Source organism: Nonlabens ulvanivorans, from assembly GCF_032922765.1.
In the GTDB taxonomy this organism is placed as follows: Bacteria; Bacteroidota; Bacteroidia; order Flavobacteriales; family Flavobacteriaceae; genus Nonlabens; species Nonlabens ulvanivorans.
This window is the reverse complement of record NZ_CP136694.1, coordinates 1,670,436-1,687,976: the sequence shown is the minus strand read 5'-3', so window position 1 is coordinate 1,687,976 and position 17,541 is coordinate 1,670,436. Positions and strand designations below refer to the sequence as shown.

The 17,541-nt window shown below is 34.2% G+C and carries 16 protein-coding genes and 2 tRNA genes; 6 read left to right on the top strand and 12 right to left on the bottom strand.

The features are described from left to right. Positions 1 to 254 precede the first annotated feature (254 nt). The 3 genes from R1T42_RS07615 to R1T42_RS07605 all read left to right on the top strand — a co-directional run bounded on the left by R1T42_RS07615 (position 255) and on the right by R1T42_RS07605 (position 6,337). Positions 255 to 3,035, top strand: a complete 2,781-nt coding sequence (locus R1T42_RS07615) for a bifunctional aconitate hydratase 2/2-methylisocitrate dehydratase (protein ID WP_317289904.1) — start codon at positions 255 to 257, stop codon at positions 3,033 to 3,035. A gap of 188 nt (positions 3,036 to 3,223) precedes the next feature. Next, on the top strand, positions 3,224 to 5,491 hold the full coding sequence (locus R1T42_RS07610; protein ID WP_317289903.1) for an aconitate hydratase: 2,268 nt from the start codon (positions 3,224 to 3,226) through the stop codon (positions 5,489 to 5,491). A gap of 141 nt (positions 5,492 to 5,632) precedes the next feature. Next, a complete protein-coding gene (locus R1T42_RS07605) occupies positions 5,633 to 6,337 on the top strand; it encodes a DUF3291 domain-containing protein (protein ID WP_317289902.1) in 705 nt (234 codons plus the stop codon). Here the strand turns inward: R1T42_RS07605 and R1T42_RS07600 are convergent. The 9 genes from R1T42_RS07600 to R1T42_RS07560 all read right to left on the bottom strand — a co-directional run bounded on the left by R1T42_RS07600 (position 6,332) and on the right by R1T42_RS07560 (position 13,567). Further along, entirely contained in the window at positions 6,332 to 7,468 is a 1,137-nt protein-coding gene (locus R1T42_RS07600; protein WP_317289901.1) for a lycopene cyclase family protein, read from the bottom strand. The two genes, R1T42_RS07605 and R1T42_RS07600, sit on opposite strands and share 6 nt — an antisense overlap. Next, positions 7,447 to 8,070 carry a carotenoid biosynthesis protein gene (locus R1T42_RS07595; protein WP_317289900.1) on the bottom strand — a complete coding sequence of 208 codons (624 nt, stop codon included), beginning with the start codon at positions 8,068 to 8,070 and terminating at the stop codon, positions 7,447 to 7,449. The genes R1T42_RS07600 and R1T42_RS07595 overlap by 22 nt, the downstream gene beginning before the upstream one ends. After that, positions 8,067 to 9,530, bottom strand: a complete 1,464-nt coding sequence (gene crtD / locus R1T42_RS07590) for a 1-hydroxycarotenoid 3,4-desaturase CrtD (protein ID WP_317289899.1) — start codon at positions 9,528 to 9,530, stop codon at positions 8,067 to 8,069. The genes R1T42_RS07595 and crtD overlap by 4 nt, the downstream gene beginning before the upstream one ends. Next, complete coding sequence (locus R1T42_RS07585; RefSeq protein ID WP_317289898.1) at positions 9,531 to 9,977, bottom strand: sterol desaturase family protein; 447 nt, start codon at positions 9,975 to 9,977, stop codon at positions 9,531 to 9,533. It lies immediately after the preceding gene. Next, positions 9,977 to 10,816: a phytoene/squalene synthase family protein gene (locus R1T42_RS07580; RefSeq protein ID WP_317289897.1), complete on the bottom strand. Its 840-nt coding sequence runs from the start codon at positions 10,814 to 10,816 to the stop codon at positions 9,977 to 9,979. The genes R1T42_RS07585 and R1T42_RS07580 overlap by 1 nt, the downstream gene beginning before the upstream one ends. Positions 10,817 to 10,818: 2 nt before the next feature. Further along, a complete protein-coding gene (locus R1T42_RS07575; protein WP_317289896.1) occupies positions 10,819 to 12,279 on the bottom strand; it encodes a phytoene desaturase family protein in 1,461 nt (486 codons plus the stop codon). Beyond that, positions 12,276 to 13,190, bottom strand: a complete 915-nt coding sequence (locus R1T42_RS07570) for a MerR family transcriptional regulator (RefSeq protein WP_317289895.1) — start codon at positions 13,188 to 13,190, stop codon at positions 12,276 to 12,278. The genes R1T42_RS07575 and R1T42_RS07570 overlap by 4 nt, the downstream gene beginning before the upstream one ends. Positions 13,191 to 13,359: 169 nt before the next feature. Then, positions 13,360 to 13,442 (bottom strand) — tRNA-Leu (locus R1T42_RS07565). A 52-nt stretch (positions 13,443 to 13,494) separates the two neighbouring features. Continuing rightward, positions 13,495 to 13,567: transfer RNA gene (locus R1T42_RS07560), tRNA-Lys, on the bottom strand. 117 nt (positions 13,568 to 13,684) lie between these two features. Between R1T42_RS07560 and R1T42_RS07555 the strand changes: the two genes are divergently transcribed. Further along, positions 13,685 to 14,203 carry a shikimate kinase gene (locus R1T42_RS07555; protein WP_317289894.1) on the top strand — a complete coding sequence of 173 codons (519 nt, stop codon included), beginning with the start codon at positions 13,685 to 13,687 and terminating at the stop codon, positions 14,201 to 14,203. Here the strand turns inward: R1T42_RS07555 and R1T42_RS07550 are convergent. From R1T42_RS07550 to R1T42_RS07540, 3 genes are read right to left on the bottom strand one after another with little or no spacing between them, the layout of a single operon-like run. Then, entirely contained in the window at positions 14,195 to 14,689 is a 495-nt protein-coding gene (locus tag R1T42_RS07550; protein WP_036579590.1) for a phosphoribosyltransferase family protein, read from the bottom strand. The genes R1T42_RS07555 and R1T42_RS07550 overlap by 9 nt on opposite strands. Continuing rightward, on the bottom strand, positions 14,689 to 15,273 hold the full coding sequence (locus R1T42_RS07545; RefSeq protein WP_317289893.1) for a methyltransferase domain-containing protein: 585 nt from the start codon (positions 15,271 to 15,273) through the stop codon (positions 14,689 to 14,691). The genes R1T42_RS07550 and R1T42_RS07545 overlap by 1 nt, the downstream gene beginning before the upstream one ends. Continuing rightward, complete coding sequence (locus tag R1T42_RS07540; protein WP_317289892.1) at positions 15,270 to 15,650, bottom strand: RNA-binding S4 domain-containing protein; 381 nt, start codon at positions 15,648 to 15,650, stop codon at positions 15,270 to 15,272. Before R1T42_RS07540 ends, R1T42_RS07545 begins: the two co-directional genes overlap by 4 nt. A gap of 76 nt (positions 15,651 to 15,726) precedes the next feature. Between R1T42_RS07540 and R1T42_RS07535 the strand changes: the two genes are divergently transcribed. Next, positions 15,727 to 16,686, top strand: coding sequence for an FKBP-type peptidyl-prolyl cis-trans isomerase (locus R1T42_RS07535; RefSeq protein ID WP_317289891.1), 960 nt, complete (start codon positions 15,727 to 15,729; stop codon positions 16,684 to 16,686). A gap of 163 nt (positions 16,687 to 16,849) precedes the next feature. Further along, on the top strand, positions 16,850 to 17,485 hold the full coding sequence (locus tag R1T42_RS07530; RefSeq protein ID WP_317289890.1) for a hypothetical protein: 636 nt from the start codon (positions 16,850 to 16,852) through the stop codon (positions 17,483 to 17,485). Positions 17,486 to 17,541 lie beyond the last annotated feature (56 nt).

Here is a 17,541-nt window from a genome sequence, read left to right as displayed (position 1 = left end):
CAATTTAAACGGTTTAAATTATTAAATTCATAATTCTCATCTTCTTAAACATCATTATTTTGAGAACGTCTAAACTACTGTGGTAGCGCGGTTAGACTTTCATTTCACGTGTCATTTTTGTAACTTCGCAATCCTTTAAAAAGGATAAATTATTCTGTGATTATGGCCTCTGATGTAAGACTTAGAGTAAGAAAAAGTTTGTATCATAAAGACATATCTTAATTTACATTGAACCGAATACTATTATAAAATATATGAATACTTATAAGGACTACCTTCAGCAAATTGAAGACCGAAAAGAACAAGGACTTCACCCACAACCTATAGATGGAGCTGAATTATTAAGCGAAATTATATCGCAAATTAAAGACGTAAAAAACGAGTTTAGAGAGCAGTCTCTTAACTTTTTTATCTATAATGTTTTACCAGGTACGACTAGTGCTGCTGTTGTTAAAGCTAAGTTTTTAAAAGAAATTATTTTAGGTCAGGAAGCGGTAAAAGAAATTACACCAGCTTTTGCTTTTGAACAATTATCTCATATGAAGGGTGGACCTTCTGTAGAGGTTTTATTAGATCTTGCTTTAGGTAATGATGCTCAAATTGCTCAAGATGCTGCCAAAGTTTTAAAAACTCAAGTATTCTTATATGAAGCAGATACTGAAAAGTTAGAAAAAGCTTTTAACGATGGTAATGCTATTGCTAAGGAACTTATAGAGAGCTATGCACAGGCAGAGTTTTTTACTAAGTTACCAGATGTAGAAGAAGAAATAGAGATCGTAACTTTTGTTGCAGGTGTAGGTGATATCTCTACAGATTTATTATCTCCTGGTGCAGACGCGCATTCAAGATCAGACCGTGAATTACATGGTCAGTGTATGTTTGAGCATAATAAGGACATGCAGAATGATTTGTTAGCTTTAAAAGAGCAACATACTGATAAAAGAGTGATGTTAATCGCTGACAAAGGAACTATGGGAGTAGGTTCTTCAAGAATGTCTGGTGTGAATAATGTAGCGCTATGGACTGGTGTTCCTTTTAGTCCATATGTACCGTTTATTAATTACGCTCCAGTAATCGCAGGTACTAACGGTATTGCACCTATTTTCTTAACTACCGTAGGAGTAACCGGTGGTATCGGTATTGATTTAAAAAACTGGGTTAAGCAAAAAGATGCAGACGGTAATACGATAGTCGATGAAGATGGTGAGGCTATTCTTAAAGAAGAATATTCTGTAGCTACTGGTACGGTTCTTACTATCAATACAAAAACCAAGAAATTATATAACGGAGACAAAGAGTTAAAAGATATCTCTACAGCTTTAACTCCGCCTAAAATGGAGTTTATCAAAGCTGGTGGATCTTATGCAGTTGTTTTTGGTAAAAAATTACAAACCTTTGCTTGTAAGGTTTTAAATATAGACGTTCCTCAAGTATATGCTACTGCAAAAGAAGTATCTATAGAAGGGCAAGGTTTAACTGCAGTTGAAAAAATATTCAATAAAAATGCAGTAGGTTCAACACCAGGAAAAACGTTACACGCTGGTTCTAATGTAAGAGTAGAAGTAAACATTGTAGGTTCTCAAGATACTACTGGTTTAATGACTTCTCAAGAATTAGAAATGATGGCAGCGACTGTTATTTCTCCTATCGTTGATTGTGGTTATCAATCTGGTTGTCATACAGCTTCTGTATGGGATGATAAGTCTAAGGCTAATATCCCTAGATTAATGAAGTTTATGAACGACTTTGGATTAGTAACAGCACGTCACCCAGAAGGGAAGTATCATGCAATGACAGATGTTATACACAAAGTATTAAATGATATCGCAGTTGATGACTGGGATGTAATTATAGGTGGAGATTCACACACTCGTATGGCAAAAGGTGTTGCCTTTGGAGCAGATTCAGGAACCGTTGCCCTAGCTCTTGCTACAGGAGAGGCTACTATGCCTATTCCAGAATCAGTGAAAGTTACCTTTAAAGGAGAAATGAAATCTTACATGGACTTCCGTGATGTAGTGCATGCTACTCAAGAGCAAATGTTAGATCAATTTGAAGGAGAAAACGTTTTCCAAGGAAAGATTATTGAAGTACATATTGGTACTTTAACTTCTGATCAAGCATTTACGTTTACAGACTGGACAGCAGAGATGAAAGCAAAAGCTTCTATCTGTATTTCTGAAGATGATACCTTAATTGAGTCGTTAGAAATATCTAGAGATCGTATTCAGATTATGATTGATAAGGGTATGGATAACCCAAAACAAGATCTTAAAGGACTAGTTGATAAAGCAAATAATCGTATTACTGAGATTAAAACAGGTGTGAAGTCTGCTTTAAAGCCAGATGGAGACGCAAAGTATTATGCTGAAGTTGTTATCGATCTAGATAAGATCGTAGAACCTATGATAGCAGATCCAGATGTGAATAATGAAGATGTTTCTAAGCGTTATACTCACGATAACATCCGCCCGTTATCTTATTATGGAGGAACGAAGAAAGTAGACTTAGGTTTTGTAGGATCATGTATGATTCATAAAGGAGATATGCAAATCTTAGCTCAGATGTTAAAGAATATCGAGAGACAACAAGGAAAAGTAGTGTTTAATGCGCCTCTAGTTGTGGCTCCTCCTACATATAATATCGTAGATGAATTAAAAGCAGAAGGAGACTGGGATGTTTTAGTTAAATATTCAGGTTTTGAATTTGATGATAACGCGCCTAAAGGACTAGCACGTACTAAGTATGAAAATATGTTATACTTAGAGCGTCCAGGTTGTAACCTTTGTATGGGTAACCAAGAAAAGGCAGAGCCAGGTGATACGGTAATGGCTACTTCTACTCGTTTATTCCAAGGTAGAGTGGTAAGAGATACAGACGGTAAAAAAGGTGAGTCTTTATTATCTTCTACTCCAGTAGTTGTATTATCTACAATTTTAGGAAGAACACCTACAATGGAAGAATATGAAGCAGCAGTTGAAGGTATAGTTTTAACTAAATTCAAGCCTTCTACTAAGAACTTAGTTGTTGCTTAAAACAACAAACTATTTAATATAATCAAAAAAAGCCTGAATCTAATGATTCAGGCTTTTTTGATTACTATTATTTCTACTTGTTATTAATATTAACTATCAGTGCAGTGGTCAATTTTATATTTATATTATAAATAGTGCTTCTATAATTTTGTATATTTAAAACACTAATAAAACTAATAATATACCTTATGGCATTTGATATTGATATGATTAAGAAAGTGTATAGTGAGATACCGTCTCGTGTAAATAAAGCACGTGAAATTACTGGTAAACCTCTTACACTAGCTGAGAAGATATTATATTCTCACCTTTGGGATGGAACACCTGGTAAACCTTTTACTAGAGGTAAAGACTATGTAAATTTTGCACCAGATCGTATCGCATGTCAAGATGCTACGGCTCAAATGGCTTTGCTACAATTTATGCAAGCTGGTAAAACCGAAGTAGCAGTACCTACAACCGTTCACTGTGATCACTTAATCCAGGCAAAGAACGGTGCTAATGCAGATCTTCAAAATGCTTTGAATACTTCTAACGAGGTTTTTAATTTTTTAGAGTCAGTATCAGATAAATACGGTATTGGATTTTGGAAGCCAGGAGCTGGTATTATTCATCAAGTAGTGCTTGAAAATTATGCGTTCCCAGGTGGTATGATGATTGGAACTGATTCCCACACAGTAAACGCTGGTGGACTAGGAATGGTTGCAATAGGTGTAGGTGGAGCAGATGCCGTTGACGTAATGGCAGGAATGGCTTGGGAATTGAAATTCCCTAAACTTATAGGTGTTAAATTAACAGGTAAATTATCTGGTTGGACAGCTCCTAAAGATGTAATTCTTAAAGTAGCTGAGATTCTTACTGTAAAAGGTGGTACAGGTGCAATAGTAGAATACTTTGGTGAAGGTGCCGCAAACCTTTCTTGTACTGGTAAAGGAACTATTTGTAACATGGGTGCAGAGATAGGTGCAACAACATCTACCTTTGGATACGATGCTTCAATGGAGCGTTACCTGCGTGCGACAGATCGTTCTGATATAGCAGATGCTGCAAACGAAGTGAAAGATTATCTTACTGGTGATGATGAGGTATATGCTAACCCAGAACAGTATTTTGATCAAGTAATAGAAATTAATTTAGATACATTAATGCCTCACATAAATGGACCTTTTACTCCAGATCTAGCAACTGAAGTAGGTTCAATGAATGAAAAGGCAACTAAAAATGAATGGCCTCTTAAGGTAGAATGGGGACTTATAGGTTCTTGTACTAACTCTTCTTATGAAGATTTATCTCGTGCAAGTTCTATCGCTCAACAAGCTATTGATAAAGGTCTTAAGACTAAGGCGGAATTTGGAATTAATCCAGGATCTGAAAAAGTACGCTATACAACAGAGCGCGATGGTATCCTAGGGATCTTTGAAAAGTTAGATGCAAAAATCTTTACAAATGCTTGTGGACCATGTATTGGTCAGTGGGCACGTTATGAGGATCCTAAAAATGCACCTAAAAACTCCATCATTCATTCGTTTAATAGGAACTTTGCTAAACGTGCCGATGGTAACCCTAATACACATGCATTTGTAGCTTCTCCAGAAATGGTTGCTGCTATTGCTATTGCTGGTAGACTAGACTTTAATCCTATCACTGATAAATTAATCAATGAAGATGGAGAAGAAGTAATGTTAGATGAGCCTACAGGATGGGAATTACCACCTAAAGGTTTTGAAGTAAAAGATGATGGTTACTTAGCTCCACAAGAAGATGGAAGCGGTGTAGTTGTAAATGTTGCAGAAGACTCTGAAAGATTGCAATTATTAGAACCATTTACTCCTATAGGTACTAATGTAAATAATGCAAAATTATTAATAAAGGCTTTTGGTAAATGTACAACAGATCACATTTCTATGGCTGGACCATGGTTGCGTTATAGAGGTCACTTAGATAACATCTCAAATAACTGTTTAATAGGAGCGGTTAATGCTTATAATAAGCAAACTAATCTTGTTAAAAACCAGTTAGATGGTGAATATGGAGCAGTTCCTGCAACAGCTAGAGCTTATAAAGCTGCTGGAGTACCTTCTGTAGTGGTTGGAGATCATAACTATGGTGAAGGTTCTTCACGTGAACATGCAGCAATGGAGCCACGTCACTTAGGTGTTGTAGCAGTAATTGTAAAATCATTTGCTCGTATCCATGAAACAAACCTTAAAAAACAAGGTATGTTAGGACTTACGTTTGCAAATGAAGCTGACTATGATCTAATTCAAGAAGATGATACGTTCAACTTTGTTGATCTTGCTAACTTTACACCGGATGTGCCATTGACTATTGAGATCACTCACGCAGATGGTTCTAAGGATACAATTAAAGCAAATCACACTTATAACGCTGCTCAAATCGAGTGGTTCCATAAGGGAAGTGCTTTGAACAAAATTAAAGAAGATAACGCGGCATAATTAAAAGCGTTTTTTGAATTATATTTAAAATGCCTCTTGAGATTTCAAGAGGCATTTTTATATGACTTAAAACAACTATCCAAATGATATGGTCTTGTTTTTATGATTTTTAAAATACAGAAGCAGCTATCTTTGTAAAACATGTCACAACAAATCACAACACTTACTTTTTTTAAATATCCTGAATTTAAACAAAAGTTTTGGGCATTCGGAATGATGCAATTTGCACACAGTCCGTTAAAGAAAGTGAATGGCTTACAATTTTATAAATTGTTGGGTTCAGGAAAGAAAAACTTTGATCCTAAACCAGACTGGAGTGTTTATGGATTATTGCAAGTTTGGGAAAATGAAGAATCTGCAAAAAGCTTTTTTGCAAATTCAAATTTATATAATCGATATCAAAAGCACAGTTCCAACCAGCTTACTTTCTATATGAAATGTATAAAAGCGCATGGACAGTGGTCTAAGAAAAACCCATTTATGGTGAGTGAAAACTTAGATGATAATAACGCCTATATCTCTGTAATAACAAGAGCTACTATTAAAATAAGCATGTTGAAAAAATTTTGGGATTATGTACCTACCTCTCAATTAGACTTAGTTGATAATCCTAATTTATTATTTACTGCAGGAGTAGGAGAGAGACCAGTAACTCAAATGGCGACTTTCAGCCTTTGGAACGATGCTCGTGCTTTAAAGAAGTTTGCCTATCGTAGTCAAAGTCATAGACATGCTGTGCAACAAACTCAAGCCTTGCAATGGTATAAGGAAGAGATGTTTACCAGATTCCAACCTTATCGCATTATTGGTTCTTGGTCTAATTTTGAAATACCGGAAGGTCTATAATAAGCTTTTAAAAAAAGCCTTAATCATGCGCTTTGAAGTCATGCTTTGCATTATAGAAATCTCTTCCGCAAGGTTGGTCTCCTCATCTAGAAATTTAAATAGTCTTTGTATGTTATTGTTATCATATAAACGATGAAAAAATGCTGGTCCATCATCATTGAAATCATGTAAGACCGACAGCATGCTGCTATCATATATACTAAACCGTTTTGTAAATAAATCTGTCAGTAATGGTAAACCGTTCAAATAATTACGTACCAAAGTGGCTGCTTTTTTCTCTGTCATTTTAAAAGAATAACCAGTTGATGGTTTTACCCAGCCACCTGCGGTTCCTATCTTATAGATATTTTGAGAATGGTGACGGTCAAAATTATAAGTAGTCATAGGGATAATACCTTTTTCTATTTCTACAATTTTATACTCTTTTATGTTTAATTGCTCATTAATATAACGCTTGAGATACTCTTCATAGGTAGTATCCATTACCAGATCAGGCGAAAAATATGTAAATTCTATAAGTGCTTTCTTAGTACTATAGGGCAATATATATGTAAAGCTTGTTGTACCACGATCCCTTAAGCTATAGTCCATCATGGTAAAACATTCTGGGTTGAAGTGATCATCGGTAGTCTCGATGGTCCACCCTTTAAAATGCTGTTGTAAAGTGATCGCTTTTTGATCTTTAAAAAACTGATTGTCTATACGACTATCTAATATGACCTTAGCATGGATTATACCATTGGTGTGGTTTATAATTTGTAATTCTTCATTTTTTTTATCAATGCTGGTTACTGTTGAATTGATAAAGGAGCTGTTATTACTTTGTTGTAGTTTCGCTTTCGCGAAAGCGATAAAATCTACACTGTTGATGGTCTTATAAACATATGGATTCATATCTAGTTCAATAATACCTTGTGCCGATTTAAAAAGACCATAATTCCATTTTTTAAGAGTCATATGGTCCCATTTTCCAGAATCTTTTTCCCAATAGGACCATTTTTTATGTAAGACGGTAGGAGCATTGTCTATAACCACCAATTTTATATCTGGACATTGTTGTAATAGCTCTAAGGCTATATGACTGCCAGCGCAGCCCAAACCTATAATTGCTATATCGAAATGATGATCCATAATCCTAATGCAAAAATGAGTTGTGCAGTATACAAATGTAAGGAAGTGTTGCGATCACCTTTCAACTTATAATGAGCTAATACGGCATGGAGTATAGAAGCAACGATAAACCAGCATATATAATTCCACCAGCCTGCACCACCATTAAAGTGCCAATAACCTGCATAGTCACAAATATGTTCTAGGAAAAAATCGAGAATGACCATTAATCCTGCTGCACTAAATATTTGGGCTGTAATATTTTTTATATACGATTGGGATATAGAATGACTTATAAAAGCCAGTATGGCCCAGTTGACACCTATTAAATAGGGTATGCCATCTAATTTAGGACCTAAATTATCACCATAAAAATAATCACCAAAAAGGCTGCCCGTATGTACACCTAACCATTCTACTGTCATTCCTACGATAAAGCATAATGCAAATAGGCTTACTTTTTTTATAGATCGGATAGGATAACAAATCCATAAAACTAAAGCAAGATATAGAAGTGTAAAAGGAGATTTAGACACAAAAAAGTCTTGGTACCCCAATGCTATACCTATAAGTGCTGTAACATGAAGCACCCAAGTAAAAAGTATAAGCGATTTTTTAATCATGATACATCAGGTATTAAGTCTGCTGTTATCTGTGCACTTAATAAACAGAGTGGAATTCCACCACCTGGATGAACAGATCCACCGACGTGATATAGGTTTTTAAGTCCTTTATTAAAATTAGGGTGCCTTAAAAAGGCCGCAAATTTATCATTACTGGCAGCACCATACAATGCGCCTCGATAGCTACTGGTATTTTTCTCAATACCGCGAGGATCTAACACATGTTCTGTACTGATGTAATTAGAAATATCTGTATGGAGACAATTATTAATTTTTGCTATTATATTTTTTCTGGCTTCTACAATCATTGCTTCCCACTCCTGTCCATAATCACCAGGTGCATTAATCATAACAAACCAATTTTCACAACCTGCTGGTGCATCTGTTTTAGTTTCCTTACTGGTAATATTAATATATACTGTAGGGTCGTTGAATAGAGATTTTTTATTGAAAATGTGATCAAACTCTTCTGGATAGTTCTCGCTAAATAAGATATTGTGAAGATCTAGGTTTGGGAAGTTACGATTAATACCCCAATAAAAGATTAAGGCGCTACTACTACGTTCTTGATTAAGTGTTTTTTGAGGTGCAGGATAGTCAGTAAGCAATTTTTTATAAGTAGGATAAATATCCATGTTTGAAACAATGATATCTGCCTTATAATTACTAATTGGCGTTTTTATACCAGTAGCTTTATTGTCCTTATAATTAATTTTGGTCACGCTTTCGCGGAAGCGGAATTCTATCCCGACCTTAACAGCGAGTTCATAAAGAGATTGAGATATACGGTGCATCCCGTTTTGAGGATAATACGTTCCTATTCCCATCTCTAAATGAGGTATCATGGACATGATTCCTGGAGTTTGATAAGGTGAAGAACCGTTATATGTAGCATAACGATTAAACAGTTGGGTTAATTTAGGGTTTTCAAACACTTCATTTTCTTTGTGTAGTGTATTGAATAGTCCCAGAAAAGGTGCGTTAATGATCGCTTTTATGGTATTTATTGAAAAATACGTGCTCCATTTATGGAGCGACTTTTCTAAAAAAAGAGATTTGGTAAGGTTATAACGTGATTTACTTTTATTAAGGTAGTTGTTGATAACGGCTTTGGATTCTGCAAATGTGTCACTAGCATGAGAAACAAAATCTGCTTGATCGCTGTATGCCTTAAATGAAGTTCCATCTTCCCAGAAATAATGACAACCAACACTCTTTTTTATGTAGGAAAATGAATTGCAATGATCAGGAAATAAATCATGCAGTTGATCTACTAAATGAGGTAGAGTAAATAGGGAAGGACCTAGGTCAAATCTATACCCGTCTTTTTCTATATAGTGCAGTTTACCACCAGCATAGTCGTTTTGTTCAAATATGGTAACTTGATATCCCTTATGGCGCAGTCTAAGAGCAGTTGCGATTCCTCCTAATCCAGATCCTATTATTATGGCAGTAGCCATTTATTTGAAATATTTGAGAGGAACGACAAGCATTCCAAAGTTTTCACCTTTTTCTTTACCGATGTGTTTGTGGTGTATTTTATGTGCTCTTCTAACTCCACGTGCATAGACATTATTAGCTTTACGCAACCATTTAAAACGTTGATGAATAAATATATCATGTACTATAAAATACGCTACTCCGTATGCAAATATTCCTGCACTCATAGGTAGTGCCCACCAAAGATCTAATTCGCTATGTGCAATTTTAAGCCCAATGCTTATAACTGCATAAAAAACAAAGAAGAAATCATTTTTCTCAAACCAGCTGTCGTGTTGTTTATGATGATGGTCTTCATGTAAATTCCATAAAAAACCGTGCATCACATATTTATGCATCCACCAAGCATTAAACTCCATAACGCAGAAAGTGGTCAGAAGGATAAGAATCCAAAAAAGTATATCCATTAAATCAAATTTAAGCGATAGCTAACATATCCTTTTGCAAGTAAGCCTAATTTTTCATAATTGGGAACCCTAATACGTGCATTTCTTATTTCTTTAGATGGTGTGCGTTCTAATCTGGTAAGAAGTCTACGGTAATAAACATATGCGGTATATACACCTAGTTTAGCCTCAACTGGTAAACGTTGAATACCCTTAAGTCCTGCATCAAAGTCCTCTTTAATTTCTTGTATAAGACGGGCTTTATCATCTTCAGATAAATCATGAAGATCTGTATTAGGAAAATAACTTCTTTCTAGAACATCAAGATCAGCTTTTAAATCACGCAGGAAATTAACTTTTTGGAAAGCGCTACCTAGCCTCATAGCGTCATCTCTAAGTTCATCATATTTTGCTTTATCACCTTTTACAAATACTTTTAAAGACATAAGGCCTACCACATCTGCGCTGCCATAAATGTAATTTTTGTATTCCTCATCAGTTAGATAAACAGACTTGTCAAGGTCTAGTCTCATGCTATTGATAAAGGCCCCATACATATCTGGGGTGATATTGTATTTGTTTACGGTTTCTTGAAATGAATTTAATATTGGATTGAGGCTTATTCTTTCATCAATCGCGTACTTAAGATCTAGTTCAAATCGATCCAGTAAGGTTCTTTTATCATAGTCATGAAATGAATCTACAATCTCATCTGCAAATCTTACAAATCCATATATATTATGTATGTCTTGTCTAATCGTGGGGCCTAACATTTTACTAGCTAAAGAGAAAGAAGTACTATAATTGTTAGTTACGGCCTTACTACACTGACGAGATACTTTATCGAATAAGCTTTTCATGATTATGAATATTTTTTAATAAGGTCTGCTGCTAATTTTCCAGAAATAATAGATGGTGGTACTCCAGGTCCTGGAACGGTAAGTTGACCAGTGAAATATAGGTTTTTTACTTTTTTACTTTTAAGATTAGGTCGTAAGAAAGCAGTTTGTAATAAAGTGTTTGCCATACCATAGGCATTTCCTTTGTAGCTATTGTACTCTGATTTAAAATCATTTACACAAAACGATTCTTTAAATAAAATATGATTTGTGACGTTTTGCTGAGTTCTTTCTTCAAAACGTTTCATTATGATATTGAAGTATTTTTCCCTAAGCTCAGGTGTGTCCTCTAAATCAGGTGCTAACGGTATTAGAAAAAAACCATTTTCACAGCCATCTGGTGCGGTGCTACTGTCTGTTATTGATGTAAAGTTTGCATAAAACAATGGGTCTTCAGGCCATTGGGCATCTTCGTAGATTTCGTGCGCGTGTTTTTCAAAATCAGTATCAAAGAATAAATTGTGATGTTCAATATTTTTAAGTTTTTTGTCAAAACCAACATAGAAGATTAATGAGCTGGGTGCAAAAGTCTTCTTTTCCCAATAAGCTTCAGAGTATTGCCTGTTTTTTTGAGGTAATAAGGTTTCTGAATGATGATAATCTGCGCCAGAAAGAATGATATCAAATGTTAACTTCTCATCATTTACTTCAATACCCATAGCTTGATTCTTATCATCCACTAATATTTTAGTAACAGCTGAGTTTGTGTGAATGGTTACTCCTTGTTCTTTTGCCAGTTGTTCCATCGCTAGTATAACTTCATACATTCCTCCTTTGGGATGCCATGTGCCTAGTCCAAAATCTGCATAATTCATGAAATTATAAAAACTAGGTGTGTTACCTGGAGTAGCACCTAAAAATAATACAGGGAATTCTAGAATAGATATTAGTTTAGGATTGGTAAATTTTTTACGAACATCTCTTGATACATTACTTACAAATGCTCCTAGTTTTTTCACAGTCTGAGGTGTTACTAATTCTAGTGGAGATTCTCCTGGCCTGTAGACAAGTTTTTTAATGGCTATATCATAGTTTTCTTTTGCATTATCTATAAAGTCTTGAAGGTAAACAGAACTTCCTTTCTCGATGCGTTCAAATGTACCTTTAATGGTACTTAAGTTATCTCCTATAACAATTGATTCATCTTTAAATAGGACTGTATATGCAGGGCTTAATTTATCTAATTCATAATAATCAGAAGGCATTTTACCAAAATCGGCAAAAAAACGTTCAAATATATCAGGCATCCAGTACCAAGAAGGTCCTATGTCAAATGTAAAACCATTTTTAACTAATCTTCTAGCTCGTCCACCAACGGTATTGTTTTTTTCGTATATCGTGACATCATTACCTGCTTGAGCTAAATAGCTAGCAGCAGAAAGAGAAGCGAAACCAGAACCTATTATTGCTATTTTTTTGCTCATGCTTTTATTACTAAATCAGGAATTTTACCTATCACATCAGATATACCTCTAAATACAAGTTGATTAGGTTTAAGGTCTTTGTCTTTTATTTTCTGAGCTAAATGTCCTAAAACCCATAACTCAACGTCGTCGCCGTTGGAAACTTTCTTGTCAAACTGTTTTAAGAAGGAGGGAAGCTGTTTTTCGGTTGGTTGAACGGTTATGTAGGTTATAAAAGTTGGCTTAGCCTCTTTGCTTTTAAAGAATGGTAGAGATTCTAACATCATACTCGCTCCTAGATATATAGTGTTACATCCTTTTTTTAATAACTCATAGTTTAGAAAAAGTAATCCTAAGTCATGCATTTCATTTTCTGGAAGAAACAATATGTAAACTTGTTCTTGATTATGAGGCTGTTTATACTGTAATTTTTCTAGGTTTATTAAAACCTTTTGTTTAATCAAGTGACTAATAAAATGCTCATGTGCTAGATTGATTGTTTTTGATTGCCACAAATAACCTAATTCCTCTAAAAACGGTACGAATAGATTATAGAATACGCCTGAAAAACCGAACTCGTCTAAAGAGCTTTGATATATTCTTTGAAACATTTGCTGGTCAAAGTTGACCATAGCTAGTTTTAATTCCTGTATGGCGTGATCATTCTTATTATTACGTTCAGCAAAATTTCTAACCTGAATTTCAATATCTTCTGAACTCAGTTCAGCAATAGCTGATATCTTTATACCAGCATTACGTAAATAGGAGATGTTCAATATCTTCTGTAGAGCTTCTAAGTCATACGTTCTGATATTGGTATCTGTTCTATCTGGCGTTAGTAAGCCATACCTCTTTTCCCAAATTCTTATGGTATGTGCTTTAATGCCACTAAGGTTTTCTAAATCCTTAATACTAAACTTGCTTTTAATCAAAATATCTCTGTTTTACTTTTACATGGGTAAAGTTAAACAAAATTGGAAAGTGTTTGAGTTTTTATAATAAAAGTTCTACAATTTGGATTTTATTTAACAATTGCGATGTTATTTGTGAGAATTTCGATATAGGATAAAAAAAAAATCAGGTAAAACCTGATTTTTATAGTACCCGAGATGGGACTTGAACCCACACGTGACTAGCACACACGGCCCTCAACCGTGCCTGTCTACCAATTCCAGCACTCGGGTATAAAAAAAGTCCTTAAAATTTAAGGACTTTTTAGAGATTACTATAATCTTGTGATCTGGCTGGGGCTCGAACCCAGGACCCTCTCCTTAAAAGGGAGATGCTCTGCCAACTGAGCTACCAGATCGGTATTGCTTAATTGCGGGTGCAAATATATAACCTCTTTTTAAATCTCAACAAGTTTTTTTAAATTAATTTCGTTTTTTTTAATCTGTGCTTTTTGAAGGCTAAAAAATGTAATTAAATGATTGTTTTATTAGGTTATATGGGTAGTGGTAAAACTGTTGTAGGACAGGTGATTAGTGGTTTGATAGGGTTCGAGTTCATCGATTTGGATCATTATATTGAATTTAAAGAAGGAAAAAAAATTTCTGAAATATTTGAGAGAAATGGTGCTATTTATTTTAGAAAAATAGAAAATAAATATCTGAAAGAGTTAATAAAAGAGGATCGTAAAGTTATTTTAAGTCTAGGAGGTGGTACTCCATGCTATTACAATAACATGGAATTATTATTAAATAAGAGCTATATCCATACATTTTATCTAAGCGCGGGAATGAAAACACTATTGAATAGATTAAATGATGATAAAATAAATCGTCCCATAATTTCAGGAATTACAGATGAAGATGAGTTATTAGAATTTATTGGCAAGCATCTTTTTGAACGTCGTCCATATTATCAACGTGCACATCATCAAATTACTGTTGATGATAAAAGTCTTAGTCAAATTTCAAAAGAAATAATAAGTACACTATTTTAAGATAACACTGTATGGTTCGGCTTTAATATGAACCTCTATGTGTTCTTGCATGGTTGTAGATAGAGAAATTCCTTTAAAATCCGCCTTTACTGGATATTTTTTATGATTACGATTAACTAAAACAGCGGTTTTAAGGCGATCTAATGGTACATCTAAAAAATGTTTTACTCCATATATAAGAGTGGTGCCGCTATTAAGCACGTCATCGCATAGAACCACACCTTTATTGGTATATTCTTCGGCTTTTAAAGATGTCTTGATATTGTTTAATGGGTTTGTTTTGTCAATTTCTACTTTACAAAGAATTATGTCACTAGAAACAATTTTAGATAGAGAAGATTTAAGTTTTTTAGCAAATACATAACCACCGTCACTTATGCCAGCTAAAATTATCTCATCGTGGTTTAGATAAACTTCAGCTATTTGATAAGCGATACGTCTAATTTTATTTTTTACTTGATCATGATCTAAAATTCGAGTTTCCATTATTTCTTTTTCATTAGTTTAATAAATATCTCTTTATCCTGTCTTTCCTTTACAGAATTGTAACATGACTCCATTATAATAATTTTGAAGTGTGACTCGAAAAGTTTAATATATTCTGTAATAATGCCTCCAAATGGAGGTCCGTTCAATTTGTTTTCAAAGTTAAATAAAACACCAACTAATTTACCGTTGTCTTTTAATAGTTGATGTGTCTTTTTAATGTAGCTTTCGCGAAAACGTGGTTCTAAAGCACAAAAAAATGTTTGTTCTAATATTAAATCATACTTGCCATTATGATCAAAAAAATCCTGTTGTACAAAATTACTGCAGGGTAGGGCTATCTTTTCTTTGGCATATTTAATAGGTGATGATGCAATATCTAAAATAGTAATGTTCTTAAAACCGCTGTTAAAGAGATATTCTGCTTCATATGCGTTACCAGCACCTGGGATCAAAATAGATATGTCTTTATCTGTTAATTGATCAATGTAATTCTTTAAAGGTGTAGATACTTTTCCTAAATCCCATCCAATTGAGTTGTTGGTATATCTCTCTTGCCAGTATTGTTGATCTAATTTAATCATTCTTCCTCATCTTGTTGGCCTAGTAAATCGTTTAAGTCTCTACGATCTTTTTTAGTGGGTCTTCCTTCACCTTTGCGTCTATAATAGTCTTGATTCAGTTCTATCATTTTTCGAGCTTCAAAATTTTCCTGTGGAGTACGATCTAACCTATATAAATTGACTAGTTTATTACCTACTCGACTATCTGGCAGGTCTATTACTTCAATTACATAGTCGATTTGGTCTTTACGTAATTTTATTATATCTCCAGGATATACATCTCTAGATGGTTTGATAATTGAATCGCCAACTCTGATTCGTCCTTTTTTTGCGGCATCGGTAGCCTTGCTTCTAGTTTTGAAGTATCTAGTAGCCCATAAATATTTATCCACTCGCATAACAGAAGCTTTAATTAAGCGTTATCTCAACAAAAGTACTAGAAAATACTATCTTTGAGCGCTTAAAAAAATGAAGATGAGAAACCTTAAATACATTGTGACTAGTTGTCTGTTTATAATTATAGCAATCGCCTGTAGTCCAGATGATGATTCAACAACGGTTGCAATTAGAGATCGAAAAGAAGTTGATCTTGAAGATCAATTAGAGCTACAGAATTACTTAGATACCCATTTTTGGAACTATGAAGATTTTGCAACAAATCCTGCAGATAGTGATTTTGAGATAAAATTTGATTCTTTAGTAGGTGTGAATGCAAATAAAATCCCATTATCTCAACAGGTGACTACTTCTATTTTAAGAAGAGAGGATATTGATTATACGGTTTACACACTAAATGTTAGACAAGGTGGTGGTGCAAAGTCTCCATCATTTGCAGATAGTACTTTAGTGAGTTATAAAGGTTATCAATTAAATAAGGAAATGAATGATGATGGTTCTTATCAACAGATTGTTTTTGATTCTTCGACAAACGCAATTTGGTTTGATTTGCCTCAAGTTGTGAGTGGTTTTATGGAAGGTGTGACTCAATTTAATGAAGCTACGACCATTACACCGCAACCCGATGGTACATTATCATATGATGATGGTGGAATTGGTGCTGTATTCATGCCATCTGGTTTAGGCTATTTTTCTAGTTCGGTATCTGGTATTCCAGCATATTCGCCTTTAGTTTTTACTTTTCAGCTTAGAGCGGTGAAAATTACTGATCACGATGGTGATGGAGTGTTTTCTAAATTTGAAGATTTGGATGGAGATCGTAATTTAAGGTCATCTGATAATGCTGATAATACCGATGAAGATACGATAGGTGCTTTTAACTATATAGATGTTGATGATGATAATGATGGTGTTGATACCATCGATGAAAATGCAGATCCTAATGGAGATGGAAATCCAAGTGATGCTTTAGATACAGATGGTGATGGTGTACCAGATTACTTAGATGCTGATACGGCTATTGCAGTAACAACCTAGGATATTTACTCCATATATAGATAATAATATGAGCCTCAATCGAGGCTTTTATTATTAAGATCTCTTTGCGATTATTGCAAATGATTGAATGAGTATTAGATGATTACGCAAATAAAATTGTAGTGTTCACAATATTATTGTCTTGAATTTAAAAAACAAGATCATGAAATCAATTGTAATTTGTATCATCACTTTAGTCTTATCACTAAATTGTGTAGCACAAAGTAATGGGGCTACATCATCTGCAGAATTAGACATTAACCAAAATATACCATATGTAAAAATAGGTGCAGGTTATTGGATTCCTACCAGCAAACTATCGCATTTTTTAAATAATGCACCTTTTTTTGAATTAGGAATTGTAATACCAGATGATTCTTATAGTAGGAGTTTTGAGTTAGGAGTTCAACTTGTTATTCCTCAACAAGAAAATTTCTTTCTATTAAGAGATAATAATGAGGATTATGAAATTGAGGCGACTACTATATTAAATGCTTATTTAAAGCTTAATAAATACATATGGGAAAAAGATAGAAATCGCTTAGAACTAACTTTTGGATTAGGGATGTCATCAATATTTCTTGATCCGGTAACTAGGGCAGGAGATGCTGTTCTGGATTATGATAATATAAACTCTTTTCTAGTAGCACCTGGGTTATCATATATCTTTAGTTTTAAGGATAAATCGATAGTTCAAATATCATTTGACATGCAGTATACACCATTTAAAATGGAGCGAGGCACGACTAAAGATTTGAACTCTTTTTCCATGCTTCCTAAGATAGCTTATCGCTTTTAGACGGTTGCTGGACAATTAGAAAAAAAAAATCCTTTAAGCTAAGCTTAAAGGATTTT